Source organism: Roseobacter sp. YIN89 (genome assembly GCF_057219365.1).
On record NZ_JBXVVD010000008.1, the window covers coordinates 1 to 25817 of the forward strand.

The 25817-nt window shown below is 57.7% G+C and carries 22 protein-coding genes and 1 tRNA gene; 3 read left to right on the plus strand and 20 right to left on the minus strand.

Features of this window, described 5'->3' with window-relative positions; genetic code table 11:
- From AC2D8V_RS20090 to rpsL, 4 genes are all read right to left on the minus strand, one after another.
- The coding region (locus AC2D8V_RS20090; protein ID WP_484735174.1) for a GTP-binding protein at positions 1–221 on the minus strand (221 nt) is incomplete at its 3' end.
- A 77-nt stretch (positions 222–298) separates the two neighbouring features.
- The gene (gene fusA / locus AC2D8V_RS20095) at positions 299–2416 is read right to left on the minus strand and encodes an elongation factor G (RefSeq protein WP_484735385.1); all 2118 of its coding nucleotides are present in this window, start codon (positions 2414–2416) and stop codon (positions 299–301) included.
- A 66-nt stretch (positions 2417–2482) separates the two neighbouring features.
- A complete protein-coding gene (gene rpsG / locus AC2D8V_RS20100; RefSeq protein ID WP_300033811.1) occupies positions 2483–2953 on the minus strand; it encodes a 30S ribosomal protein S7 in 471 nt (156 codons plus the stop codon).
- 12 nt (positions 2954–2965) lie between these two features.
- Positions 2966–3337 carry a 30S ribosomal protein S12 gene (rpsL, locus tag AC2D8V_RS20105; RefSeq protein WP_007118826.1) on the minus strand — a complete coding sequence of 124 codons (372 nt, stop codon included), beginning with the start codon at positions 3335–3337 and terminating at the stop codon, positions 2966–2968.
- Between the two features lie 395 nt (positions 3338–3732).
- On the opposite strand from rpsL, the gene AC2D8V_RS20110 reads away from it, so the two are divergent.
- On the plus strand, positions 3733–4545 hold the full coding sequence (locus AC2D8V_RS20110; RefSeq protein WP_484735386.1) for a putative rhamnosyl transferase: 813 nt from the start codon (positions 3733–3735) through the stop codon (positions 4543–4545).
- Here AC2D8V_RS20110 and AC2D8V_RS20115 read toward each other — a convergent pair.
- The 16 genes from AC2D8V_RS20115 to AC2D8V_RS20190 form a co-directional block, all read right to left on the minus strand.
- Positions 4531–5397, minus strand: coding sequence for a DMT family transporter (locus AC2D8V_RS20115; RefSeq protein WP_484735387.1), 867 nt, complete (start codon positions 5395–5397; stop codon positions 4531–4533). The two genes, AC2D8V_RS20110 and AC2D8V_RS20115, sit on opposite strands and share 15 nt — an antisense overlap.
- Before the next feature lies 1 nt (position 5398).
- Positions 5399–6205 carry a glycosyltransferase gene (locus AC2D8V_RS20120; RefSeq protein WP_484735388.1) on the minus strand — a complete coding sequence of 269 codons (807 nt, stop codon included), beginning with the start codon at positions 6203–6205 and terminating at the stop codon, positions 5399–5401.
- A gap of 136 nt (positions 6206–6341) precedes the next feature.
- Complete coding sequence (locus tag AC2D8V_RS20125) at positions 6342–8087, minus strand: adenylate/guanylate cyclase domain-containing protein (RefSeq protein WP_484735389.1); 1746 nt, start codon at positions 8085–8087, stop codon at positions 6342–6344.
- A 301-nt stretch (positions 8088–8388) separates the two neighbouring features.
- Positions 8389–12636, minus strand: a complete 4248-nt coding sequence (rpoC, locus tag AC2D8V_RS20130; protein ID WP_484735390.1) for a DNA-directed RNA polymerase subunit beta' — start codon at positions 12634–12636, stop codon at positions 8389–8391.
- A 52-nt stretch (positions 12637–12688) separates the two neighbouring features.
- The gene (rpoB, locus tag AC2D8V_RS20135; protein ID WP_484735391.1) at positions 12689–16825 is read right to left on the minus strand and encodes a DNA-directed RNA polymerase subunit beta; all 4137 of its coding nucleotides are present in this window, start codon (positions 16823–16825) and stop codon (positions 12689–12691) included.
- A 440-nt stretch (positions 16826–17265) separates the two neighbouring features.
- The gene (locus AC2D8V_RS20140) at positions 17266–18072 is read right to left on the minus strand and encodes a DUF2189 domain-containing protein (RefSeq protein WP_484735392.1); all 807 of its coding nucleotides are present in this window, start codon (positions 18070–18072) and stop codon (positions 17266–17268) included.
- Positions 18073–18705: 633 nt separating this feature from the next.
- Positions 18706–19080: a 50S ribosomal protein L7/L12 gene (gene rplL / locus AC2D8V_RS20145; RefSeq protein ID WP_484735393.1), complete on the minus strand. Its 375-nt coding sequence runs from the start codon at positions 19078–19080 to the stop codon at positions 18706–18708.
- Between the two features lie 74 nt (positions 19081–19154).
- Entirely contained in the window at positions 19155–19667 is a 513-nt protein-coding gene (rplJ, locus tag AC2D8V_RS20150) for a 50S ribosomal protein L10 (protein WP_484735394.1), read from the minus strand.
- A gap of 356 nt (positions 19668–20023) precedes the next feature.
- Positions 20024–20371: a hypothetical protein gene (locus tag AC2D8V_RS20155; protein ID WP_484735395.1), complete on the minus strand. Its 348-nt coding sequence runs from the start codon at positions 20369–20371 to the stop codon at positions 20024–20026.
- A gap of 31 nt (positions 20372–20402) precedes the next feature.
- The gene (locus AC2D8V_RS20160) at positions 20403–21221 is read right to left on the minus strand and encodes a hypothetical protein (protein ID WP_484735396.1); all 819 of its coding nucleotides are present in this window, start codon (positions 21219–21221) and stop codon (positions 20403–20405) included.
- Between the two features lie 167 nt (positions 21222–21388).
- On the minus strand, positions 21389–22087 hold the full coding sequence (gene rplA / locus AC2D8V_RS20165; protein ID WP_484735397.1) for a 50S ribosomal protein L1: 699 nt from the start codon (positions 22085–22087) through the stop codon (positions 21389–21391).
- Between the two features lies 1 nt (position 22088).
- Positions 22089–22514, minus strand: a complete 426-nt coding sequence (gene rplK / locus AC2D8V_RS20170; protein ID WP_484735398.1) for a 50S ribosomal protein L11 — start codon at positions 22512–22514, stop codon at positions 22089–22091.
- A 174-nt stretch (positions 22515–22688) separates the two neighbouring features.
- Complete coding sequence (gene nusG, locus AC2D8V_RS20175) at positions 22689–23222, minus strand: transcription termination/antitermination protein NusG (protein ID WP_484735403.1); 534 nt, start codon at positions 23220–23222, stop codon at positions 22689–22691.
- Between the two features lie 202 nt (positions 23223–23424).
- Positions 23425–23622, minus strand: coding sequence for a preprotein translocase subunit SecE (gene secE / locus AC2D8V_RS20180; protein WP_484735399.1), 198 nt, complete (start codon positions 23620–23622; stop codon positions 23425–23427).
- A gap of 80 nt (positions 23623–23702) precedes the next feature.
- Positions 23703–24437 (minus strand): hypothetical protein, encoded by a 735-nt coding sequence (locus tag AC2D8V_RS20185; RefSeq protein WP_484735400.1) that lies wholly within the window; start codon positions 24435–24437, stop codon positions 23703–23705.
- Between the two features lie 111 nt (positions 24438–24548).
- Positions 24549–24624: transfer RNA gene (locus AC2D8V_RS20190), tRNA-Trp, on the minus strand.
- A gap of 145 nt (positions 24625–24769) precedes the next feature.
- Between AC2D8V_RS20190 and AC2D8V_RS20195 the strand changes: the two genes are divergently transcribed.
- Both AC2D8V_RS20195 and AC2D8V_RS20200 read left to right on the plus strand, forming a co-directional pair.
- A complete protein-coding gene (locus AC2D8V_RS20195) occupies positions 24770–25264 on the plus strand; it encodes a YciE/YciF ferroxidase family protein (protein WP_484735401.1) in 495 nt (164 codons plus the stop codon).
- Positions 25265–25440: 176 nt separating this feature from the next.
- A complete protein-coding gene (locus AC2D8V_RS20200; protein WP_484735402.1) occupies positions 25441–25590 on the plus strand; it encodes a hypothetical protein in 150 nt (49 codons plus the stop codon).
- Positions 25591–25817 lie beyond the last annotated feature (227 nt).

Below are 25817 nucleotides of genomic sequence, written 5' to 3' on the forward strand. Positions count from 1 at the left end.
TGCGCGTAGTGGCGGTTGTCGGTCTCGTACTCAACGTGCGCTGTCGAGATGGTGATCCCGCGTGCCTTCTCTTCAGGCGCACCGTCAATCTGGTCATACGCCTGGAAGTCGCCGAAATACTTGGTAATCGCCGCCGTCAGCGTCGTCTTGCCGTGGTCAACGTGACCAATCGTGCCGATGTTTACGTGCGGTTTCGTACGTTCAAACTTTGCCTTTGCCATGATGGCCTCCTTAGGTGTTTGGTTTGGCGGCCTCGCCGCCGGAGTTGGTCTTTGCCGCCCCCGTAGGGGCGACTAAATTACGCAAATTTCGCCTGAATCTCGTCAGAGATGTTCTGCGGCACCGGATCATAGTGGTCGAACTGCATCGTGAACTGCGCGCGGCCCGAAGACATGGAGCGCAGTGTGTTGATGTAGCCGAACATATTGGCCAGCGGCACGAATGCGTCGATCGCAATCGCATTGCCGCGGGGTTCCTGACCGGACACCTGACCCCGACGGGATGTCAGGTCACCGATAATGCCACCGGTGTATTCCTCAGGCGTGATGACTTCGACCTTCATGACCGGCTCGAGCAGTTTCGCGCCGGCTTTTTTCATGCCTTCGCGCATACCCATCCGTGCTGCGATCTCAAACGCCAGAACGCTGGAGTCCACGTCGTGGAATTTACCGTCGATGAGCGCCACCTTGAAGTCGATCACGGGGAAGCCGGCCAGAGGACCGCTATCCATGACGGACTTGATGCCTTTTTCAACGCCGGGGATGTATTCTTTTGGAACAGCACCACCAACAATGCGGCTCTCAAAGGAGTAGCCTTCGCCCGGGTCTGTCGGCGTCAGGATCATCTTCACCTCGGCAAACTGACCGGAACCACCGGACTGTTTCTTGTGGGTGTAGGTGATTTCCGCCTCTTTCGAGATCGTTTCACGATAAGCAACCTGTGGCGCACCGATGTTCGCTTCCACCTTGAATTCACGCTTCAGACGGTCGACGAGAATATCGAGGTGAAGTTCGCCCATGCCTTTCATGATCGTCTGACCGGATTCGAGGTCAGTTTCCACACGGAAGGACGGGTCTTCGGCTGCCAGACGTGCCAGACCTTGGGACATTTTCTCCTGGTCGTTCTTCGTCTTTGGCTCAACCGCAATCTCAATAACCGGATCTGGGAAGGTCATCGTTTCCAGAACCACCGGATCGTTTTGTGCACAAAGCGTGTCACCGGTTGTGGTGTCTTTCAGACCCGCCAGTGCGATGATGTCGCCCGCGAATGCTTCTTCGATTTCTTCGCGGTTGTTGGAGTGCATCATCATCATCCGGCCAACGCGCTCTTTCTTGCCCTTGGTCGAATTGAGGATCATGTCGCCTTTGTTCATCGTACCGGAGTAGATACGTGTGAAGGTCAGCGAGCCAACAAAGGGGTCGTTCATGATTTTGAACGCCAAACCGGCAAACGCCATGTCGTCATCCGCGCGGCGCGCGATGTTACGCGTTTCTTCTTCGTCGCCGGGCTTGAAGCCCATGTAATCAACCACATCGAGCGGGCTCGGCAGATAGTCGATCACAGCGTTCAAAAGCGGCTGAACACCTTTGTTCTTGAAGGCAGAGCCACCCAGCACAGGAACGAAGTTCAGTGCCAGAGTACCCTTGCGCAGCAGCGCGCGCAGCGTTGGCACGTCGGGTTCGTTACCCTCGAGGTATTCCATCATCGCGTCGTCGTCTTCTTCGACGGCCGCTTCGATCATCTTGCCGCGCCATTCTTCGGCCATGTCTTTCAGGCTGTCGCGCACAGGTGCCTTGATCCACGAGGCGCCGAGGTCTTCGCCCTGCCACAGCCACTCTTCCATGGTTACCAGATCGATCAGACCTTCCAGCTCGGTTTCGGCGCCGATCGGAATACCGATTGGAACCGCACGCGCACCGGTGCGGTCTTCGATCATGTTAACGCAGTTGAAAAAATCAGCGCCGATCTTGTCCATCTTGTTGACGAAAACCATGCGCGGAACCTTGTAGCGGTCCGCCTGACGCCAAACGGTCTCTGTCTGAGGCTCAACGCCTGCGTTTGCGTCCAGAACGCAAACCGCGCCATCAAGAACGGCCAAGGAACGCTCGACTTCAATGGTGAAGTCCACGTGTCCGGGCGTGTCGATGATGTTAAGACGGTGCTTTTCAGTATCAGCGGTCTGGCCGTCTTCTGTACGCTCCCAGAAGGTGGTTGTCGCCGCAGACGTGATCGTGATGCCACGTTCCTGCTCTTGCTCCATCCAGTCCATAGTGGCCGCGCCATCGTGCACTTCGCCGATGTTGTGCGACTTTCCTGTGTAGTACAGGATGCGTTCGGAACATGTGGTTTTACCGGCATCAATGTGAGCCATGATGCCGAAGTTGCGGTAGCGTTGGAGCGGATAATCGCGTGCCATTTAACTGCTTCCTCAGGAGTGTTTAAAACGAATGCACGCGCCCCCGGACGGGACGCGGCCTTGTGTTTACCAGCGGTAGTGGCTGAACGCTTTGTTGGCGTCGGCCATCTTGTGGGTGTCTTCGCGCTTTTTCACCGCGGTGCCGCGGGATTGAACAGCGTCCAGAAGCTCGCCTGCAAGGCGCTCTTCCATGGTGTTCTCATTGCGCGACCGGGAGGCTTTGATCAACCAGCGGATGGCCAGCGCTTCGCGGCGCTCGGGGCGCACTTCGACAGGCACCTGATAGGTCGCACCACCAACGCGGCGGGAACGGACCTCAACCGATGGTTTGATGTTGTCGAGGGCTTCGTGGAAGACTTCCACAGGGGCGCGCTTGATCTTGGTTTCAACGCGGGTCAGCGCGTTGTAGACGATACGCTCTGCGACCGACTTCTTGCCGTCGATCATCAGGTTGTTCATGAATTTTGTCAGCACCAGATCGCCATATTTGGCGTCGGGCAGCACTTCGCGTTTTTCGGCGGCGTGGCGACGGGACATTTGTGTCTCTCCTTACTTCGGACGCTTGGCGCCGTACTTCGAACGACGCTGCTTACGGTCTTTGACACCTTGGGTATCAAGTACACCGCGCAGGATGTGGTAGCGCACACCGGGAAGGTCTTTCACACGGCCGCCACGGATCAGAACCACAGAGTGTTCCTGAAGGTTGTGGCTTTCGCCCGGAATGTAGCTGATGACCTCGAAACCGTTGGTCAGGCGGACCTTCGCAACTTTCCGCATCGCGGAGTTCGGTTTCTTTGGCGTGGTTGTGTAGACGCGTGTGCAGACGCCACGTTTTTGTGGGCACTCCTGCAGGTGCATCGACTTGGATCTTTTGACTTTAGGCTGCCGCGGCTTGCGGATCAGCTGTTGGATCGTTGGCATATGGGTATCTTTCCCCGTCCTAGCTCACATATGTGTGCACGGGGACGCCCCCCATGCGGTTTCAATTTCACCGGTGCGCGCGTCCGCGGACCGACCGTTGCGCGTCAAGGCGCGTTTATTTCTCGCCGTACATACATACGACAACAAAAAAACCGCCTTCGTTCCCGTACCGAGGAAAACGACGCGGTGGGTTTACAGAGGATCGGGCCAGCATTAGGCCGGATCGTGACCACTTCAGTTAGATTTCAACAGCAGTCGAGTATCCTGCCGTCGAGATTGTCGCGCGTATAAAAGGAGTCGCGCATGCTGTCAACAGCGGCCAGCATCTTGTCTCGCCCCGAGTGCCCTGCAATGGTGCACCGACCCAAAACCCTTGATTTTCCGGGACCGACACGATGCAAGTCATAGGCCTTTGCCGGTTTTCCTACCCCGCAGTGGGTGGGTTTCAGGTTGAACACGACAGCGCAGAGGCGCGTGCGGCCTATCTGTTCGACCCGATCCGGATGGAATCGCGCTTTGCCACCTTCGAAACACTCACCCTGCCTTCGTTGCGCGCGCAGACGGACAATGACTTTACCTACGTTATCGTCACCGGCGACGCGATGCCGCGTACGTATCACGAACGGCTGCGGGATCTGACAACTGACGTCCCGCAAATCGTGATCCAGTCACACGCATCAGGCCAACACCGCAAGGTGATGAAGGCTGCGATCAACGCAGAACGGCTGACCTCGGACGAGCCTTGCCTGCAATTCCGACTGGATGACGATGATGCCGTAAGCGTCAATTTCGTGCGCTCTTTGCGCAAGATGGCCGAACGCGCCTACCCGCTGCTGCAAGGCCGCGACCGGCTGGCCATCGACTTTAATCAGGGCCATATCGCTCGGCCGGGGCCACTGGGGATCGAGGCGGCGGCGATAAAGATGCAGTATTGGTCCCCGGCGCTTGCCGTGATGTTGTCGCCGCAGACCGACCTGACAGTGATGAACTTCAGCCACCACAAGGTGTGGCAGAACATGACCACGGTGACCGCGACCGGCACCGACATGATGCTGCGCGGGTTTACCGATTTCAACGACTCGCGGCAAAAGGCCTCAGCGCGGACGCGCAACCTGTCCCTGCTCGACGCCCAAGGCGAAGCCCTGTTCCGCGAAACCTACAACGTCGATGCAGACCACGTGCGGCGGGTGTACTCACCTCCGCAGTAGCTGGCGTTCGCGGTAAAGCGTGAAAAGCCCGGTCGCAACGATCAGTGCCGCTCCCAGCAGTGTCAAAGGTGCAGGCCAGTCCCCAAAGACGAACCACCCCAACAAAAGCGCCCACAATAGTCCGGTGTAGCGGAATGGTGCGATGAAAGAGACATCACCCGCACGCATCACCTGAACGGAAAAGAAATACCCCCCCACGATGCATATGGCCGCAGCAAAGATCAGCCATGCCAGCTCCGGCGTGACCGGCGCCCAGACCTCAGTTGTCGACGCCAGCCCCGAAGCCACCAGAACCGTGACCGATGCTGACAGCGTCACGAACAGCGAGGGCACATCCCGCGACAGGCGCCGCGTGGACAGGTCCCGCACGGTGACACATAAAACGGCGCATAGCGCATAGACGGACCAGATGGAAAACCCCTCCGTGCCCGGTCGCACGATCAACAGCATCCCGCAGAATCCCACGGCAATGGCCAGAAACCGCCGCCAGCCCACCGGCTCGCTGAAAAACAGCGCGGAGCCCAGCGTCACGGTCAGCGGCAAAACCTGCAAAATGGCTGTGACATTTGCCAGCGGCATATTCAGCAATGCGGTCACAAAGAAATAGGCGGCGCCCACCTCAGAAGCCGAGCGCAAGGCGATCAGCCCCTTGTCGCGCGGGCTGATCTGCGCGCGGATCGCCCCGCGCATATGGGCCAGCACCGCGATGAACGCTGTTGCCAGGATCCCCCGCAGAAACAACAGCTGAAACAGCGGCACCGCGCCGCCCGTTGCCTTGATAAAGGCGTCGTTGAAGGTGAAACTGGCCATTGAGGCCATCATCAGCAAAGCGCCGGCAACGTTGGGCGACATGTCAGAGCGCCTTCAATTCTGACAGCCCTAGACCGAAATGGTTCTTGAGCGCGCGCCGCATCGCCGCTGGTTTCATCTGTCCGGTCAGGCCCATTGGCGTGGGATTGGATTTGTTGTCTCCATGGATGGTGCGGATGAAACTTGGTGTCCCGATGTCCGAAAAGCAGGTGTAGTGCTGCGCAAGCTGGCGATGATTATAGCGGTAGGGGTTGCGCGAATAGTCCACCGGCGCCAGCAGCGCGGTGCCCGTGGACAGGGGCGCGCGCTCAACCGCGTCAAAAACCTCGTTTTCGGGGGAACCGAGCCGCAGGTAAAACCCCCGGTTAAAGGCCATCATCTGCGGCACAGAAGCGGGACGCACTTGATGCAGTGCCGTGGCCGTCCGGCGCACGCGGCGAATGTAGTTCAGGTCTACCGCGTCATCATCATCCAGACGGAAGAGCACACGGTGCGTGGCACCATCCGGTGCAATGCTGTTGTAGCCGTCCTTTATCAGCTGGTAGTGGCGCGCCGTACCAACCCGGCGCAGGTGAATATGCGGAAGGTCTTCCAAGAGTGTCTGCAACCGGTCAAAGTGCACCTCTGGCAGCCGCTCTGCCGTCAGAATGACCAGATCAAATCCGGCATCGCTCTGCGCCATCAGCGATGGCAGCACCAGACTTTCGAACAGGTGGAACCGCAGCGACATGCGCTTAGGCGAAAACAGGTGTTCGGCGATAGCATCCAGTGATGAAAACCGCTCCGAATAATAGGTGGGCGTGAGCACTGAAAAGCGCATCAGCCCTACGATTTTTATCTGAGTTGCCATCACGTTTTGCTTTGAGTTGCGCGCGCCCACAAAACACCTGCCACCCCCAAAAGAAAACCCCTGACCGGCCCAAATCGCCCGCGCTTTACAAGACCAGAACCTGCGTCTTGGCTAACGCGTCGTGTGTTTTCGAATATTAATTCACCACGCCTTCAAGTGCCGATTTGATCCGGCGATTACTTTCGGGATCACGATACGGCTGCCAGTTTTTTCTGGAGGCTATGAATCCCGGGCTTAATTCATCGCATTGGGTAAACGCGCTTTTTGCGTCTTCCATGTCTCCGCGCGCTGACAGGGCAAGGCCCAGAATAAAATGCGCCGCGGCATGCGTGGGATCCTTTCGTACCGCGTTCTTTGCAGTATCGACCGCTTTGTCCAACGCCATTGCGTTGAAATACGCACGCGCCAGAAAACTGACTTGCGTGGCAGAACCGGCATCCAACTGACAAAGCACTTGTGCTTTCTCCATCAGGGCGATGCCCTGTTCATCTCCATAAAGATCGGATTTGTTCCCCAAAGCGTGGATTGCATAAGCGTCGTTCGGGTTCAGTTCCACTGACCTGCGTGCTTCGGCCAAAGCATCCTCTGCACGCCCCATCAACTGATATGCGGTGCTGAGTTCATGGTGCGCCCACGCAGAACCCGGATCAATGTCGATTGCGAGTGTTGCCGATTTTACAGCCTGCAAAAGAGCCGACTGAACGTCATCTGCAAACCCTTTCATTGCACTCACATTCAGGGTCATGGCGAGGCCGGCGTGCGCATCAGCATAGTCCGGCTGAAGTTCGATCGCGTTTTCAAAAAGCGCTTTTGCAGTTTCCGTTTCTTTTTGCGCCCTCTTCCGCACCAGCGATTTTGCGCGAATGCAGATATCCCATGCGGCCAGATCGTCTGGAGTCTTCTTGCTCAAACGCTCCAATTCGGCGCGGTCCATCTCCGGAGCAACGACCGCAGCGATCGCTTGGACAATCTCGTCCTGCATCGCAAAGATGTCTTCAATATTCCGGTCAAACTTTCCGGCCCAAACCGTGTGGCCCACCTCACAGTCAATCAACTGTGCACTGGCTCGCACCCGCGTGCCCTGTTTGCGAACACTGCCATCCAGCACATAACGCGCCTTCAATTGCTGCTCGACAGCGCGCAGGTCATTGCGTTTTCCTTTGAAGGCAAAAGAGGCGTTTCGCGCCACCACCGGAAACGAACGCCAATAGGTCAGCGCCGTGATAATGTCTTCTGTCAATCCGTCCGAAAAATAAGCATTCTCAGGGTCCGCACTCAGGTTTTCAAACGGCAGAACTGCGATGGCAGGGCGTATCCGCTCAGGCAAGCCGTCTGCAGGTAAGGTGTCTGTCTCTTCCTGCTCGGTCGATTTGCGCCACCGCCACACCCTCACCTCGCGTTCGATGTTTTTGAATTTTTGCACCCCCGCATCCAGAAAAACATCCTCGAGTTTTCCGACGATCTGTTCGCGCACTGAATCCGAAATCGCGATACCACCCGTGTCTGAAAAGGCTTCCAGCCGCGCGGCGACGTTTACACCGTCTCCATACACATTCGTTTGGTCGACAATGACGTCGCCAAGATTGATGCCGATACGGAACAGCAGTTTTTCATCATCTTGCTGGTCGCCAATCTCGCTTTGAATTTGGATTGCGCATTGAACCGCCGCGACAGCGCTTGGAAACTCGATCAGAATGCTGTCGCCTGCCGTGTTAAAGACGCGCCCGTCAAACCCCGCAATAGCCGGATCAAAGATTTCGGTACGAGCTTTCTTTAACCGCGAAAGGGTTCCGGTTTCATCAACGCCCATGCGCCGCGACCAACCGACGACGTCTGCGGCAACGATTGCTGCAAGTTTCCGTTTTGGTTCCGCAGGCCTCATATTCAAGCACCTCAGCTCGCAATCACAGGCGATTTCGAGCAGGTTAAACTGGTTTAGCAAACCAATGCGAGTTCAATCAGCCGTACGCGGGAAATGAACCCGCGTCATTGCTCCGCCTATTAGACACCCAATGGCCGCACCGGTGCTGCTCACGTGCTCCAAAACCAACAGCTTAGGGCTGCAGGCGTTGCTTGGTTGGTGTCCGGCGGTCCAAGACCGCGCCTGAACAGTCGGTTTGCGGAACAAAAAAGCCCCCGCGGGCAGATGCGCGCGGGGGCTTTTGATTTTCAGGCGACGCCGGTTAGTTGCGGCTGTCTTCTTCCGGTGGGATCACCGTGTCAAAGACATCGCCACCGACGATATCATCTTCGGCCGATGGCGCGGCAAGCGCTGCTGCTGCTTCCGCTTCTTCGCGGCGCGCTTCGATCACGACGTTGTCGCGTTCCTGCGCGATGCGGCGCACCTTCATGGTCGCGCCACCGGTGCCCGCCGGGATCAGACGGCCCACGATGACGTTTTCCTTCAGGCCGACGAGCTTGTCTTTCTTGCCCTGAACCGAAGCCTCGGTCAGTACGCGTGTCGTCTCCTGGAAGGAGGCGGCAGAAATAAAGCTGCGGGTCTGCAGGCTCGCCTTGGTGATACCCAACAGGATCGGTTCGCCCTGTGCGGGGCGACCGCCCTTGGCAACGGCCTTCTCGTTGACCATGTCGAATTCCTGCTTGTCGACATGTTCGCCTTTGAGCAGCGTGGTATCACCAGAATCCTGGATCTCCCACTTTTGCAGCATCTGGCGCACGATGACTTCGATGTGCTTGTCGTTGATCTTCACACCTTGCAGGCGATAGACGTCCTGAACTTCGTCGATCATGTAATCCGCAAGCGCTTCGACACCCATGATAGCGAGAATGTCGTGCGGTGCCGGGTTACCGTCCATGATGTAGTCGCCCTTCTGGACAAAATCACCTTCCGCAACCGGAATGTGCTTGCCCTTGGGCACCATGTACTCGACCTTGACGTCCGGATCGTCCGAGCTTTCGATCGCGATACGGCGCTTGTTCTTGTAGTCCTTCCCGTAGCGGACATAGCCGTCGATTTCCGCGATGATGGCGTGATCTTTGGGGCGGCGCGCCTCAAAGAGTTCGGCCACACGCGGCAGACCACCGGTGATGTCCTTGGTTTTGGCACCTTCGCGCGGAATACGGGCCACAACGTCACCCGCCTTGATCTCCGCGCCATCTTCGATGGACAGAACCGCATCGACTGACATCGGGTACGTCACAGGGTTGCCCGCGTCATTGCGCACAGGCTCACCTTCGGCATCGACGAGGATGATCTCCGGCTTGAGCTCGTTGCCCTTGGCCGCAGAGCGCCAGTCGATGACGATCTTCTGGGTCATGCCGGTGGCGTCGTCGGTCTCGTCCTTCACTGCGATGCCGCTGACAAGGTCAACGAACTTCGCCGTACCGGATTTCTCCGCGATGATGGGCAGCGTGTAAGGATCCCATTCAAAGAGCTTGTCGCCACGGGCCACTTCCTGACCTTCGGCAACGAACAGCTTGGTGCCGTAGCCAACTTTATGGCTCGCCCGCTCCGTACCGTTCTCATCCTGAATGATGAGCTTCATGTTACGGCCCATGACCATGGTCTCGCCCATCTCGTTTTCGAGTGTCTGAGCGTTCTCGAACACGACCTGACCGGAGTGGCTCGCTTCGAGGAAGGACTGCTGGCCACCTTGGGCAACGCCGCCGATGTGGAATGTCCGCATCGTCAGCTGTGTACCAGGCTCACCGATCGACTGCGCGGCAATAATGCCGACCGCCTCACCGGTGTTGACCATTGTACCGCGTGCAAGGTCGCGACCGTAGCACATGGCACAAACGCCCTCTTCCGCCTCGCAGGTCAGCGGGCTGCGGATCCGCGCCGAAGAAACACCAGCCTCTTCAATGGCATCCGCCATACGCTCGTCCATAAGTGTGCCCGCGGAAACCATCACGTCTTCTGTACCGGGACGCAGGATATCCTCTGCGACAACACGGCCCAGAATGCGCTCTGAAAGCGACGCGACAACCTCACCGTCATTGACCGCAGCCACCGCTGTGATCGACGCTTCGGTGCCACAGTCTGGCATACGTACGATGCAGTCCTGTGCCACGTCCACCAGACGCCGTGTCAGGTAACCGGAGTTCGCTGTTTTCAGAGCGGTATCCGACAGACCCTTACGCGCGCCGTGCGTCGAGTTGAAGTACTCAAGAACGGTCAGACCTTCCTTAAAGTTCGAGATGATCGGTGTCTCGATGATGTCGCCGTTCGGCTTGGCCATCAGGCCGCGCATCCCGCCGAGCTGTTTCATCTGCGTCACCGAGCCCCGCGCACCGGAGTGCGCCATCATGTAGACCGAGTTCGGCTCCATCTCTGTGCCGTCTTCGTCCTTACGGCTGGCAGAAATCGACCCCATCATCGCGTCGGTGACCTTGTCGTTACACTTCGACCACGCATCAACGACTTTGTTGTACTTCTCGCCCTGAGTGATCAGGCCGTCCATGTACTGCTGTTCAAAGTCTTTCACCTGCTCGCGTGTCTCTTCGACGATCGGCCACTTGGTGTCAGGGATCAACATGTCGTCTTTACCGAACGAGATACCGGCCTTGAACGCCTCGCGGAAACCCATGGTCATGATCTGGTCACAGAAGATGACGCTCTCTTTTTGACCACAGTAGCGATACACAGTGTCGATGACCTGCTGCACTTCTTTCTTGCGCAGCAGACGGTTCACCAGATCAAACGGCGCTTTCGCATTCAGCGGCAGCAACGCACCCAAACGGATACGGCCCGGTGTGGTCTCAAACCGCTTCATCACTTCCAGACCGTTTTCGTCGATCTGCATGATCCGCGCGGTGATCTTGGAGTGCAGGTGCACAAGACCGGCATCCAGCGCGTGCTGAACTTCCTCGACAGAACCAAAGACCATGCCTTCGCCCGGCATGCCTTCGCGCTCCAGCGTGGTGTAGTACAGGCCAAGGATCATATCCTGCGATGGCACGATGATCGGCGCGCCGTTTGCAGGCGACAGAACGTTGTTCGTGGACATCATCAGAACGCGTGCTTCCAACTGCGCCTCAAGGCTCAGCGGCACGTGTACGGCCATCTGGTCACCGTCAAAGTCGGCGTTAAAGGCCGAACACACCAGCGGGTGCAACTGAATAGCCTTGCCTTCGATCAGCACCGGCTCGAACGCCTGAATGCCAAGACGGTGCAGCGTTGGCGCACGGTTCAGCATCACGGGGTGTTCGCGGATCACCTCATCAAGGATATCCCACACCTCTGGGCGCTCTTTCTCCACCAGCTTTTTCGCCTGCTTCACGGTGCTGGACAGGCCCTTGGCCTCCAGCCGCGAATAGATGAACGGCTTGAAAAGTTCCAAGGCCATCTTTTTCGGCAGTCCGCACTGGTGCAGCTTGAGCTCCGGACCCGTCACGATAACCGAACGGCCCGAAAAGTCGACGCGCTTACCCAGAAGGTTCTGGCGGAAGCGGCCCTGCTTGCCTTTCAGCATGTCAGACAGCGATTTCAGCGGGCGCTTGTTGGCGCCGGTGATCACGCGGCCACGACGGCCGTTGTCAAACAGCGCATCAACGGATTCCTGCAGCATCCGCTTTTCGTTGCGGACAATGATGTCAGGCGCGCGCAGTTCAATCAGACGCTTCAGACGGTTGTTCCGGTTGATCACGCGACGATACAGGTCGTTGAGGTCGGAGGTTGCGAAACGGCCGCCATCCAGCGGTACCAGCGGGCGCAGTTCCGGCGGGATCACAGGGATCACGGTCAGAACCATCCACTCAGGGCGGTTGCCGGACTCAAGGAAGCTTTCAACAACCTTCAGGCGCTTGATGATCTTCTTGGGCTTCAGCTCGCCTGTTGCCTCTTTGAGGTCAGCGCGCAGTTGTTCTGCTTCAGCTTCCAGATCGATCGCCGCCAGCATTTCGCGGATCGCTTCTGCGCCAATGTTGGCGGTGAAAGCGTCCATGCCGTACGCGTCTTGCGCATCCATGTACTCTTCTTCGGTCATCATCTGACCGTATTGAAGGTCTGTCAGGCCCGGCTCGATGACCACATAGTTTTCAAAGTAGAGCACGCGTTCCAGATCACGCAGCGTCATGTCCAGCATCAGGCCGATGCGGGAAGGCAGCGATTTCAGGAACCAGATGTGTGCCACGGGCGAGGCCAGTTCGATGTGGCCCATCCGCTCGCGGCGGACCTTTTGCAGCGTGACTTCCACACCGCATTTCTCGCAGACAACGCCGCGATACTTCATGCGCTTGTATTTGCCGCACAGGCATTCGTAGTCCTTGATCGGGCCAAAAATACGCGCGCAGAACAGGCCATCACGTTCGGGCTTGAAGGTCCGGTAGTTGATGGTCTCGGGCTTTTTGATCTCGCCGAACGACCAGCTCAGAATGCGCTCTGGCGAAGCCAGCGACACTTTGATCTCGTCAAACACCTTCTGCGGTGCAAGCGGGTTGAACGGGTTGTTTGTCAATTCCTGGTTCATTTTCAAATCCTTGAAAGGGGTGCGTTGGGAGTGAGGTGACGGGGGTTACCCGTCACTCGTCTTCCTCCGCATCCAGGAGTTCCATGTTGAGGCCGAGGCCGCGGACTTCTTTCACGAGAACGTTGAACGATTCCGGTACACCGGCCTCGAAGTTGTCCTCGCCTTTGACGATGCTTTCATAGACTTTCGTCCGTCCGGCTACGTCGTCCGACTTCACGGTCAGCATTTCCTGCAGGGTGTAGGCAGCGCCATAAGCTTCCAAAGCCCAGACCTCCATCTCACCAAAGCGCTGACCACCAAACTGCGCCTTACCGCCCAACGGCTGCTGGGTAACCAGCGAGTATGGACCGGTAGAACGCGCGTGGATCTTGTCGTCCACAAGGTGGTGCAGCTTCAGCAGGTACTTCACGCCGACAGTCACAGGGCGGGCAAACTGCTCGCCTGTACGACCGTCAAACAGCACCGACTGGCCACTTTGAGAGAACCCGGCACGGACCAGAGCGTCATTCACGTCGCCCTCTTTCGCGCCGTCGAAGACCGGCGTGGCGATCGGCACACCGCGTGTGACGTTGCCGGCCGCCTCGATCAGGCTTTCCTCGTCCATGGTGGCGATGCCCTCGTCGTAGACATCCTCGCCGTAGGCATGGCTCATCGCATCGCGCACAGGGGTCAGATCGCCAGAGCGACGGTATTCCTGCAACGCCTCGTCCACGTTGATACCCAGACCGCGCGCGGCCCAGCCCATATGCGTCTCCAGAATCTGACCGACGTTCATGCGCGAGGGCACGCCCAGTGGGTTCAGACAGAAGTCAACCGGTGTACCATCGGCAAGAAACGGCATGTCCTCCATGGGAACCACTTTGGAAATAACACCCTTGTTGCCGTGACGACCGGCCATCTTGTCGCCCGGTTGCAGCTTGCGCTTCACCGCGACGAACACTTTGACCATCTTCATCACACCCGGAGGCAGATCGTCGCCACGACGGACTTTCTCGACCTTGTCCTCAAAACGTGCATCAAGCGCGCGCTTCTGGATTTCGTACTGTTCGTTCAGGGCTTCCACGACCTGAGCGTCCGCCTCATCCTTCAGCGCCAGTTGCCACCACTGACCGCGGGTCAGCATTTCGAGCACTTCTTCGGTGATCTCGGAGTTCGCCTTGACGCCTTTTGGCCCCTTCACGGCAGTCTTGCCGAGGATCAGGTCCTTCAGGCGCGCATAGATGTTGCGGTCGAGGATCGCCAACTCGTCGTCCCGGTCACGGGCCAGACGTTCGACTTCCTCGCGCTCGATCTGCAGCGCACGCTCGTCTTTTTCCACACCATGGCGGTTAAAGACGCGCACTTCCACGACCGTACCAAAGTCACCCGGCTTCACGCGCAGGGATGTATCCCGCACGTCAGAGGCTTTCTCACCAAAGATGGCGCGCAAAAGCTTTTCTTCCGGGGTCATCGGGCTTTCGCCCTTTGGTGTGATCTTGCCCACGAGAATATCGCCCGGCTCCACATCGGCACCGATGTAGACGATGCCCGCCTCGTCGAGATTGCGAAGCGCTTCCTCGCCGACGTTCGGGATGTCGCGGGTGATCTCTTCCGGACCCAGCTTGGTGTCACGTGCAGAGACTTCGAATTCCTCGATGTGGATCGAGGTAAAGACGTCATCGCGCGCGATCCGCTCAGAGATCAGGATCGAGTCTTCGTAGTTGTAACCGTTCCACGGCATGAAGGCGACGACGACGTTCTTGCCGAGCGCGAGTTCACCCATGTCGGTTGACGGACCGTCCGCAATCACCTGACCTTTGCCCACGCGATCACCCACTTTCACCAGCGGACGCTGGTTGATGCAGGTGTTCTGGTTGGAACGCTGGAACTTGCGCATGCGGTAGATGTCCACACCTGCATCGCCCAACTCGAGGTCTTCGGTGGCGCGAATAACGATACGCTGCGCGTCGACCTGGTCGATGATGCCTGCGCGTTTCGCCATGATCGCCGCGCCTGAATCGCGCGCAACCACTTCTTCGATGCCGGTACCGACCAGCGGTGCTTCGGCTTGCAGCAGTGGCACCGCCTGACGTTGCATGTTCGAGCCCATCAAAGCGCGGTTCGCGTCGTCATTTTCAAGGAACGGGATCAGCGAGGCCGCGACCGACACCAACTGCTTGGGGCTCACGTCGATCAGATCCACATTCTCTGAAGGTGCCAGCGTATAGTCGCCGGACTGGCGCGTGCTGACCAGATCGTTCTTGAAACGGCCTTCATCATCCAACTGCGCATTGGCCTGCGCCACCGTATGACGCATTTCCTCGGTCGCGGACATGTAGTGCACTTCGTCCGTTACCTTACGGTTTTCAACCTTGCGGTATGGCGTTTCGATAAAGCCGTACTTGTTCACCCGCGCAAAAGTGGCCAGCGAGTTAATCAGACCGATGTTTGGCCCTTCCGGCGTCTCAATCGGGCACATCCGGCCATAGTGCGTCGGGTGCACGTCGCGTACCTCAAAGCCTGCACGTTCACGCGTCAGACCACCTGGCCCAAGCGCCGACAGGCGCCGCTTGTGGGTGACCTCGGACAGCGGGTTGGTCTGGTCCATGAACTGCGACAGCTGTGAGGAGCCGAAGAATTCACGCACCGCAGCAGCGGCTGGTTTCGCGTTGATCAGGTCTTGCGGCATGACCGTGTCGATCTCGACCGATGACATCCGCTCCTTGATCGCGCGCTCCATACGCAGCAGACCCACGCGGTACTGGTTTTCCATCAACTCGCCGACGGACCGTACACGACGGTTGCCAAGGTGGTCGATGTCGTCGATGTCACCACGCCCGTCGCGCAGATCGACAAGTGCCTTGATGCAGGCCACGATATCTTCGCGGCGCAGCGTACGCTGCGTGTCTTCGGCATCCAACGCCAGACGCATGTTCATCTTCACACGACCAACGGCCGACAGGTCATACCGCTCGCTGTCAAAGAACAGCGTGTCAAAGAGCGCAGAGGCGGCCTCGACAGTGGGCGGCTCGCCCGGACGCATCACGCGGTAGATGTCCATGAGCGCGGTGTCGCGGTTCATGTTCTTGTCCTGCGCCATTGTGTTGCGCATGTACGGGCCGACGTTGACGTTATCGATGTCCAAAAGCGGGATTTCAGTAATCCCGGCATCGATCAGCTCTTTTGCTGTACCGCCGATCAGCGTGCCGTCCTTGTCGTACTCAAGGGTCATCTCGTCACCAGCTTCGACATAGATCGCGCCGGTTTCTTCATTGATGATGTCTTTGGCGACAAATTTGCCCGCGATATGCTCAAAAGGCAGCAAAAGCTCGGTGACCTTGCCCTCGTCGATCAGCTTTTTCACAGCGCGCGGCGTGACCTTCTTGCCCTTTTCGAACAAGACTTCGCCAGACTTTGCGTCAACCAGATCATACGTGGGGCGCGTGCCCCGGACACGGTCAGGGAAGAACGGGGCGACCCAGCCTTTGTTCTTCTCCATCTTGTAGGTGATGGTATCGTAATAGGCATCCATGATGCCTTCCTGATCGAGACCCAGCGCATAAAGCAGCGTCGTCACAGGCAGTTTGCGGCGGCGGTCGATCCGCGCAAAGACCGTGTCTTTTGCGTCGAATTCAAAATCCAGCCACGAACCGCGGTAAGGAATGATACGGCAGGCAAACAGCAGCTTGCCCGAAGAGTGCGTCTTGCCCTTGTCGTGGTCAAAGAACACGCCGGGGCTGCGGTGCATCTGGCTGACGATTACCCGCTCGGTGCCGTTCACGACAAACGTACCGTTCGGTGTCATCAGCGGCATATCGCCCATGAACACGTCCTGCTCTTTGATGTCTTTGACCGACTTCGCGCCGGTGTCTTCATCCACATCAAAAACGATCAGGCGCAGCGTCACCTTGAGAGGCGCGCTGTAGGTCATGTCACGTTGCTGACACTCCTCGACATCGTATTTCGGCTTTTCCAACTCGTACTTGACGTATTCAAGCACTGAGGTCTCGTTGAAATCCCGGATCGGAAAGACCGACTGGAAAACACCTGAGATGCCTTCGTCGTCACTGGGGAGTTCACCGTCACCTGAGTTCAGGAAAAGGTCGTATGAAGATTTCTGCACCTCTATGAGGTTCGGCATATCCAGCACTTCGCGGATTTTACCGTAGTATTTACGTAGACGTTTCTGGCCAAGGAACGAATTTGCCATGCGGTATCGCACTCCATCATCTTTGTCTGTCCGCAAAGCAGTGGGGCCACCCGCCGCGAACGCTCAAAGAGCGAAAAGAAGATCTATTCCTGCCCACGTGCCCAAACGTGCGCGCCCGATCAAAATCTCTCCGAAAAAACCGCTTTTACGAGGAATTCAGCGGCTTTTTGCGAAAGATTTGGAAGAGTGTGTTAGATGTGGTCTGCTCCTACCATGTCAACGACGCAAAAAGCCGGGCACGAATCATCGTTCCCAGCAGAAGCCTTGACATAGGGCTGTCTTAACAAAAGCACAACCGGGCGGGCGCTGAAAAGTGAAAAATTTCAGGTCGACCGGCGGCTGCGCGAATAAATGGCGACGCCCTCACGCCAAATGACTTGGTGTTATCTGTGTATTTCGCACCGCTGGCTCCGGTTCCGGCAAGCGGATTGCCCGCAGGATCACGCCTCTTGCGGCGGCACCACCCGCCGGTAAAGATGCCAAGTCGCATGGCCAAGGACCGGCAATGTGACGATCAGGCCCAGAAACGCGGGCAGCATCGACAAAACCATTGTGACCGAGATGATCGCCGCCCAGCACAGCATCACCAGTGGATTTTCGAGGACAGCGCGCACCGACAGGATCATCGCAGACACGAAATTCGTCTCCCGATCGAGAAGCAAAGGCATTGCGATGACGGTAACCGAGAAAAGCACAGCGCAAAGAACCGCCCCCGCACAAGTGCCGATAGCAAGAAAGGTCCATCCCGCCGGCGTCAAAAACACGGTGCTCAGAAACCCGTCGACATCCGAGAAGGATGATTTTTGAAGCGTAATCGCAAGCCAGAGCCGGATTTGGTACACCCAGACCCAAAAGACAAAAAGGGTCACGAATGCCATCCACCCCATTTCGCGGTTTCGCTGGTCAGCCATGACCGTAAGGATGTCGGCCCAGCCAAATGCTTCGTTATTCTCGCGTCGGCGAGATATTTCGTACAATCCCGCAGCCGCAAAAGGCGCGACCAGTGGAAAGCCAACAACCGCCGGAATGATCATCCAGATCTTACCCAACCAGAGCAGCACCCAAACAAAGAAAATGCCAAATACTGCATAGAACAGGCCGAAAAAGCCGCTCATGAAAGGATAGGCCAGAAAATCGGATACACCCGCCTTTACCGACGCGAGGACATCGTTGGCAGTCACCTTTTTCAGCGCAGGCAAAGCACCGTTTTGTGGTGTCGGATCGGAACTTGTGGACTTGGATGTCATAAAGCCTCCCTCCCCGAGGATGCCCCCTTGCCCGACCGGCCCCTCAAAGACCCCGTGGGCAGCATGTCTCCTCTCTTGCCAATTGTGCCCCACACCCGCCCCTTGGGCAAGTCAGCGCCCAAGCAAACCGTAACCCGACCGACTGGACACCGAAGGTAAATGCCAATCAGCGCGATAGCCCTGCACCAAGCAGGGCATCCAGCGCGTATTGCGTCGGGCTTGGAACCGAACCCTAAAAAATGCCGATACCACAGCACGCCTTGGTGACGATGCTGAAAGCTTGCGCGCATAGTGTGGCCACCGTTGCAACACGTGGTCTCCGCATGAGTTTGCCTGATGGGCGCTATCCGGACCACAACGTCAGGTGATGGGATTTCACCCTTCTCGGCTGCGGATGACACCCGGCCGGTTCCATCGACTTTCGGGCGGCCGCCCACCCTGGCCACTTCCCCTGCTCTATAAACGCTGCAAGCCTGCCACCTAACCCGGTGCTGCGGGCCGGTGGCTCGTGGTCTGCATATGCCGGTCGGCACACGTGGTGCTGCCATCCGCGCGCGCACCGCCCAACACTTGCGCATGAAAAAAGGCGCCCCGTTGCCGGAGCGCCTTTGAATGTTCGACCAGAGGTCTGGCTTAGGCCAGTTCGACCTCGGCGCCAGCTGCTTCCAGCTTGCCTTTGATCTCTTCGGCTTCGGCTTTGTCGACGCCTTCTTTGATCTTGCCACCGGCTTCCACGAGGTCTTTGGCTTCTTTCAGGCCCAGACCAGTGATGCCACGGACTTCCTTGATGACGTTGATTTTCGATGCGCCTGCGTTTTTCAGGACAACGTCAAATTCGGATTTTTCCTCGGCTGCTTCGCCACCGCCATCTGCAGGGCCTGCCATCATGACAGCGCCGCCTGCGGCAGGTTCGATGCCGTATTCGTCTTTGAGGATTGTTTTCAGTTCTTGTGCTTCAAGCAGGGTCAGACCAACGATCTCTTCTGCCAGTTTCTTCAGATCAGCCATGTTTAGCTCTTTCCGTTAACGATTTGTGTGTTCCAACGTCGGTAAAGTTGCCCCGACGCCGCTCTCGACGTTGCTTATGCCGCCTTTTCCTCAATGGTGGAGAGGATGGAGGCGATGTTGCTTGCAGGGGCGCCAATGGCTCCGGCGATGTTCGATGCTGGTGCGCCCAACATGCCCGCGATAGTAGCGATAAGCTCCTCGCGCGATGGCATTTTGGACACGGCTTCGACACCGGCGACATCCAACGCGTTCTCACCCATCGCACCGCCAAGGATCACGAACTTGTCGTTTCCCTTGGCATAGTCCTGAGCAACCTTGGCCGCGGCCACAGGATCCTCAGAGTAGGTCAGAACGGTCATGCCGGTCAGAAGGTCGGCGATGCTTTCGCATGGCTTACCCTCAAGGGCGATCTTGGCGAGCCTGTTTTTGGCAACACGTACAGACCCGCCCGCTTCGCGTGCTTTGGCGCGCAGGTCCTGCATTTCAGCAACTGTAAGACCGGCGTAGTGGCTAACCACAACGACGCCAGAGCTTTCAAAGATTTGGCCCAGTTCGTCGACCAAGGCTTCTTTTTGTGCTCTATCCACAGTTTCACTCCAGTTCTGGGGGTCACCCCCCGGCTCAGTTCTGTCGGCTGTTACACCGACCCGATGTCCGATACGGGGTCCTCGCCAGAACGCACACGAAGGGCTGCCCCCGTGGCCAATCTGGTATTTCCCGTCTCAGGCAGGAGATTAAGACCGAAAGGTCACCCACCGTCTTGGACGAATGTCAAAAGCACACGACGAATCGCAGGCTCTCGAACACGGCACCGTCTAATCGGTTCCGATACGAATTCCAAGCATATAGTCGGAGCATTTTCAGATATTCGTGTCACGCCCGACACAAAAAACCCACGGAAGCTTTCTTCCGTGGGTTTTTCTAATTCGATTGGTTCGCAGGCTTAGCGTGCCAGAACGACGACCGTATCCCCTTGTGCGACAAGCCGGATCGGGTTCCCGTCACTATCAACCGTGTCATATCCGACCGCCGAGGCACCGTTCAGTGTCGTTGGGAACGAACCTGATGTGCCGCTCAGCAGGTTGAACGCGCCGGGCACCGTTGAAGAGGCCAGAACGGTACCTGCCGACACGCCGCCACCAGAGAGGGCTGGCGCGGAATCAGGTGCAGACAAAAGCGCCGACAAAGTTGTCGTGGCACCTGTGGCACCGGGCGTGGATTGTTTGCCCGCATATACAGGTGCTGCGGCCAGTGACACCGCTGCGGCGGCACCCAGAAGAACGAGTTTCATTGAGGTTTGCATGGGGGTTCCTTCCCTCGGATCAGAAGCTGAACGCGGCAGTAACGGAGAACTGGCGACGCTCCGTATTGTCGGTCACGTCAAATACACCAGCGGAGAAGCCGACATTCGGCAAGCTTGGTACTGAGAAGCCCACACCCAGGTTCAATTGTGTTTCGGTCGCCGAGACGCTCGCACCGAAGTTTTCGCTGATGCCAAAACCGACACCAAGGAAGACACCGTCATCGGAATCACCCGAGCCGTCATCTTCAACTGTGTTGTCCTGCGCAAAGCCGACTGTGAACTGTACGGGGATATCACCGCCTGCCGAGCTGAAGCTGGTCAGGTGCGACAGTGTTGCGGCGACCGCTTCATCGTCTTCATCTGCATCGCCCCAGGCACCAATGTTGGCGGCCTGCAGACCCAGATACGTGCGGTTGCTACCCGACGACGCGATCTGACGCGACGCGTTCACAAAGAAAGAGCCGTCATCGCCAAAGCCGTCGAGGCTGGCAATATTCACACCAAAGGTCAGCGCGACACTGTCAACCGCATCACCGAAAGTGTAACCGGCAGACGCTTCGCCGTCCCAGCCTTCGCCGCTGATTCCCTGCCGCGGGTTGGTCAGCGTCAGCGCGACAAAGCCGGTGCTGCCCGCGGGGCCAACCGCGCTTGGCGCGCCGAACACAGAAGGAAAGCGGCGAGACGTCTGGGTCGCATCAATGCCGTTGACTATCGCCTGAAGCTCGGAAGGAAGTGCACCCGCCGAAGCGCTCGGGCTTAGTCCATCGGCCGCGGCCAAGGAAGGCAGTGCGACTGCAGCGCTTATAACCAGCGCGGAGGTCAAAGATTTGGATTGCATGTGCTCGTCCTCTTGAAGGTTGGTGCCATCTTCCCCAAAGACCGCAAAAAAAACAATATCTCTATCCCTACAATCTGAAATTGTAGCCCGTTGTGGTGCAATAGCAACAACGAAAAAAGCAGCGGGCGAAACCCGCTGCTTTCTTAATCTTTCAAAGGTTTGGCTGCTTAATTTCCAGCCGCATTGTCGACAGAAATCGATACGCCGGGGCTCATGGTCGAGCTCAGCGCGATCTTCTTCATGTATGTGCCCTTGGCACCTGTCGGCTTGGCTTTGGCGACCGCTTCAACGAATGCGCGGATGTTTTCCACCAGTTTGCCTTCGTCAAAGCTCAGTTTGCCTACGCCTGCGTGCACAACGCCGCCTTTTTCCGCCTTGAACTGCACTTCACCGCCCTTGGCGGCTTTGACAGCGGCTTCGACATCCATAGTCACCGTCCCGACCTTTGGGTTCGGCATCAGGTTGCGCGGCCCCAGAACCTTACCAAGACGCCCAACAATCGGCATCATGTCAGGTGTCGCGATGCAGCGGTCAAACTCGATCTTGCCGCTTTGCACGGTTTCCATCAGGTCTTCGGCGCCAACGATATCCGCGCCAGCCTTTTCCGCTTCTTCCGCTTTCGGGCCACGGGCAAATACCGCAACGCGGACAGTTTTACCTGTACCGTTCGGCAGGCCAACCACGCCGCGAACCATCTGGTCTGCGTGACGCGGGTCAACGCCGAGGTTCATGGCGATTTCCATGGTCTCGTCGAACTTGACGTTCGAGTTCCCCTTGATCAGGGAAACCGCTTCTTCGACCGACACGTTCTCTTTGCCAGCAAAAGCTTCACGCGCAGAGCGGGTTCTTTTTCCAAGTTTCGCCATCTTACTTCACCTCGATGCCCATAGAGCGGGCAGAGCCCAGGATGATCTGCATCGCTGCTTCAACGGAGTTTGCGTTCAGATCCTTCATTTTCGCTTCCGCGATTTCACGCACCTGCTTGGAGCTTACGGTCCCGACAGTTTCGCGGCTCGGGTTGTTTGCGCCCGATTTCACCTTGGCTGCTTTTTTCAGGTAGTAGGACGCCGGTGGCGTCTTGATGTCCATGGTGAAGGACTTGTCCTGATAGTACTGGATCACGGTCGGGCATGGGGCGCCGGGCTCCATGTCTGCGGTCTTGGCGTTGAACGCCTTGCAGAACTCCATGATGTTGATGCCGCGCTGACCCAGCGCTGGCCCCACGGGTGGGGATGGGTTTGCCTGACCAGCAGGCACCTGCAGCTTCATGCTGCCGACGAGTTTCTTGGCCATTGGCCTTCTCCTTTTATCAAACAGCCCCTGAACGCGTTCCGGGGCCTATGTCGATGTGGTCTGGTCCGGCCATCGCGATGACCTCGCCTCCCACATGGGATTCGCTGCACTGGGCAGCGGATGCGGTCGCATACACGCAGCGCCCCTTTTAATCAAGTGGGGCCGCGGGCGCGATCAAGTCTGCTTGTTGACCTGTGTGAATTCCAGTTCGACCGGAGTTTCGCGGCCAAAGATCGATACCGACACCTTCAGGCGCTGGTTCTCGTCGTCGACCTCTTCGATCATGCCGTCGAAATCCTCGAACGGGCCATCGGCGACCTTGACCTTTTCGCCAACCTCGAAGTGGATCAGAGTCCGCGGCGCCTCTTCACCTTCCTGAACGCGATTCAGAATGGTGTTCACCTCGGCATCACGCATCGGCATAGGACGCCCCTGCGGGCCGAGAAAACCGGTAACGCGGTTGATCGAATTGATCAGGTGATAGCCCTGGTCGGACATCTCCATATGCACCAGAACATAGCCGGGCATGAAACGGCGCTCGGTCGTCACCTTCTTGCCACGACGCACCTCGATGACTTCCTCGGTTGGAACGAGGACTTCGTCGATCTGGTCCTCCAGCCCCTGCTCTTCCACGGAGGTGCGGATTTGCTCTGCGATCTTTTTCTCGAAATTCGACAGAACACTGACCGAATACCACCGCTTTGCCATCTGATCTTCTTCCCTGACTGCGCGGGCCAAGTGACCGCCCGACATTCCGAATTGTTTCAAGCGTCCTGCTTGCCGACCGAAAAATAAAAAATCGGCGCGCAACTCGAATCGACGCGCGCCTGTCTTAGGTCAGGTTTGCGGCATACTCAACAAAGCAAGCCGGTTCAAGTGGCTTGCCCCGATTTTTGCCCGCAGAAGGACTTTAGCCGAAAATGTTCAGAATCGCCTGAAGCCCGCCGCGAATGGCCATATCCACAAGCGCGAAGAACACCGCTGTCAACGCGGCCATGATGAAAACCATCACGGTGGTCAGCATGACCTCGCGCCGTGTCGGCCATACGACCTTGGCAACCTCAGCGCGTACCTGCTGAATGAACTGCAATGGGTTAGTCGTGGCCATGGGTCACCTTCATACGGGGGTTAGACCCGTGCGATGTAACGGGCGCGCGACCGGAATTCAAGACCGCAAAGCGGCCGAAACTACCAGACGGTATCATCCTTGTTCAACCGCTGCAGCCGATCCTGCATCGCCAGCGCATGCCGGGCATCTGCTGCTATAACGTCGCGCAGGTCCGGCGGCCGCATCTGATCGGCCATGGCAGCCGGCAAAAACCGCAGCAGGCGATCCCACTTGCGCGCCACGACGTAGGCGCGCAGCTTGAGCACCCGCGCATGTTCGGGCCGTCGCCGCGCAAAACGTTGGTAGAGGTCGATGATCTTGCGCCAGAAAGCATCCGCGCCCATGACCGCAAAGCACAAGACGACGCCCATGACAAACACGGCAGTCCAGCCGATCACGAAAAACGGTTTCAGCACCAGCAAGAGCACAAGGCTGGTTATCAGGATGCGCTTGCGTTCCGGCCGGTAGGCTTTGACGTGCGCAAACGCCCAGCGAAACATCCGTCCCGCAAGTTCGGCTGTGCGCGAAGGCTGCTTTTCTGCGACCTCAGGCTTGTGGTCGGGTTGCACCTGCTCCGGTGCATCTGCGGGTGCCGGCAATATCTTTGCTGTCACAACCGCAGGCAAAAACGCCGCGGCTTGTGCCATGGAACGCAACGCGGGCGCGGCGGCGCTCTCGCTCTCGGCCTTGGCTGGCGTCTCGCCTGCACCCTCTGCCGTGGACATCAGGTTGCGGATAGCGGCCAGTTCGGCGTCATTGTCCGTGGCGGGGTCAGTGCTGGGCGGGGTCTGTGGCTCTGACATGGCTTCACTCATTCTGGCAAACACGATTCACGGCCACAATGCGCTTCAGATCGGGCAAAAACGTGTCAATCCGCCGGCAAAAAAGTGGCGACCGCAAAGAACACGCATTGATTTTGAGAAGGCTGGCAGGGGCTGAGGGACTCGAACCCACGACCCTCGGTTTTGGAGACCGATGCTCTACCAACTGAGCTAAACCCCTTCGCCGAGCATGGGCGTAATAGGAATCCCCTTCGGGTTCAAGATCAAACGACACCTTCTCTTCGATTTATCGCGCGCCCAGACCGGAACGTTTTGTCCGGCAGGACGTTGAACCAGGCATGTAACGATTTGGATGGAGGAACATCATGACTATCGTCTCACTTAAGGATATTTACCACGACCAGCTGCAAGACCTGTACAGCGCCTGCAAGCAGTCGTTGGAAATCACGACCGAACTGGGCCGCGCCGCAAAAGACGAAGACCTGTCACGCGCCCTGATCGACGGCGCATCCGGCATCAGCGCGGGTATGGACGACTTGCGCTCGCTGTGCGCCGATCATGACATCGACCCCGACGGTGAACACTGCAAGGGCATGGAAGGTCTGGTCAACGAGGCGCGCGCGCACGCGCTCGAAGAAGACATCAGCGACGATGATGCGCGCGATGCGATGATCATCACGCAATACCAACGCATGGTGCACTACGCACTGGCGGGGTATGGCTGCCTTGTCGCATTTGCCAACCGTCAGGATCTGGACGGCGACGCCGCTGTCCTGCAAAAGCATCTCGACAACACCTATGACGGTGACCGCCGTATGACCGACATCGCAACCGGCGGTGTGAACAAGAAAGCAGCCTGAACGGGGCTTTCGGCGGGGCGCCACGGACGCGCCTCGCCAATTTTTTTAAAAATTTTCAAATTTTTTCGAACAAGTGTGACGCAGTTCACTGACGTCGCGTCACATGGCGCGCAATCTGTTCCCATCAAGCATTCGTTACTCTGGCCCGAGGCCTGAATTTTTAAAGGAACAGATCGATGAAAACCAAAACATTGCTTACCCTGATTGCCGGTTCTTTCATTTTGCTGGGCTGTGCCAACAGCGGCCACTATCCGATCACCGGTCAACAGGTCGGTATCAACGATCAGGTCCAATTCATGAGCACACCGGACATTCCGCAATACTAGGTTCTCTGTCCCCTATTGGGGTTGCATTACGGCAGAGCGCGGGTCGCCCCTGAGTGGGCGGCCCTTTTTATTGGTGCCTGCGATTGTCGGCCTTTAACACGCAAAAAGGCCGCCCCTTTTTGTGGGGCGGCCTTTGGTGTTTTGCCGGTGTTGGCCTCGCGCGCGGCGGGCGCGACCTTACTCGGTGATTTTGGACACAACGCCCGCGCCAACGGTGCGGCCGCCTT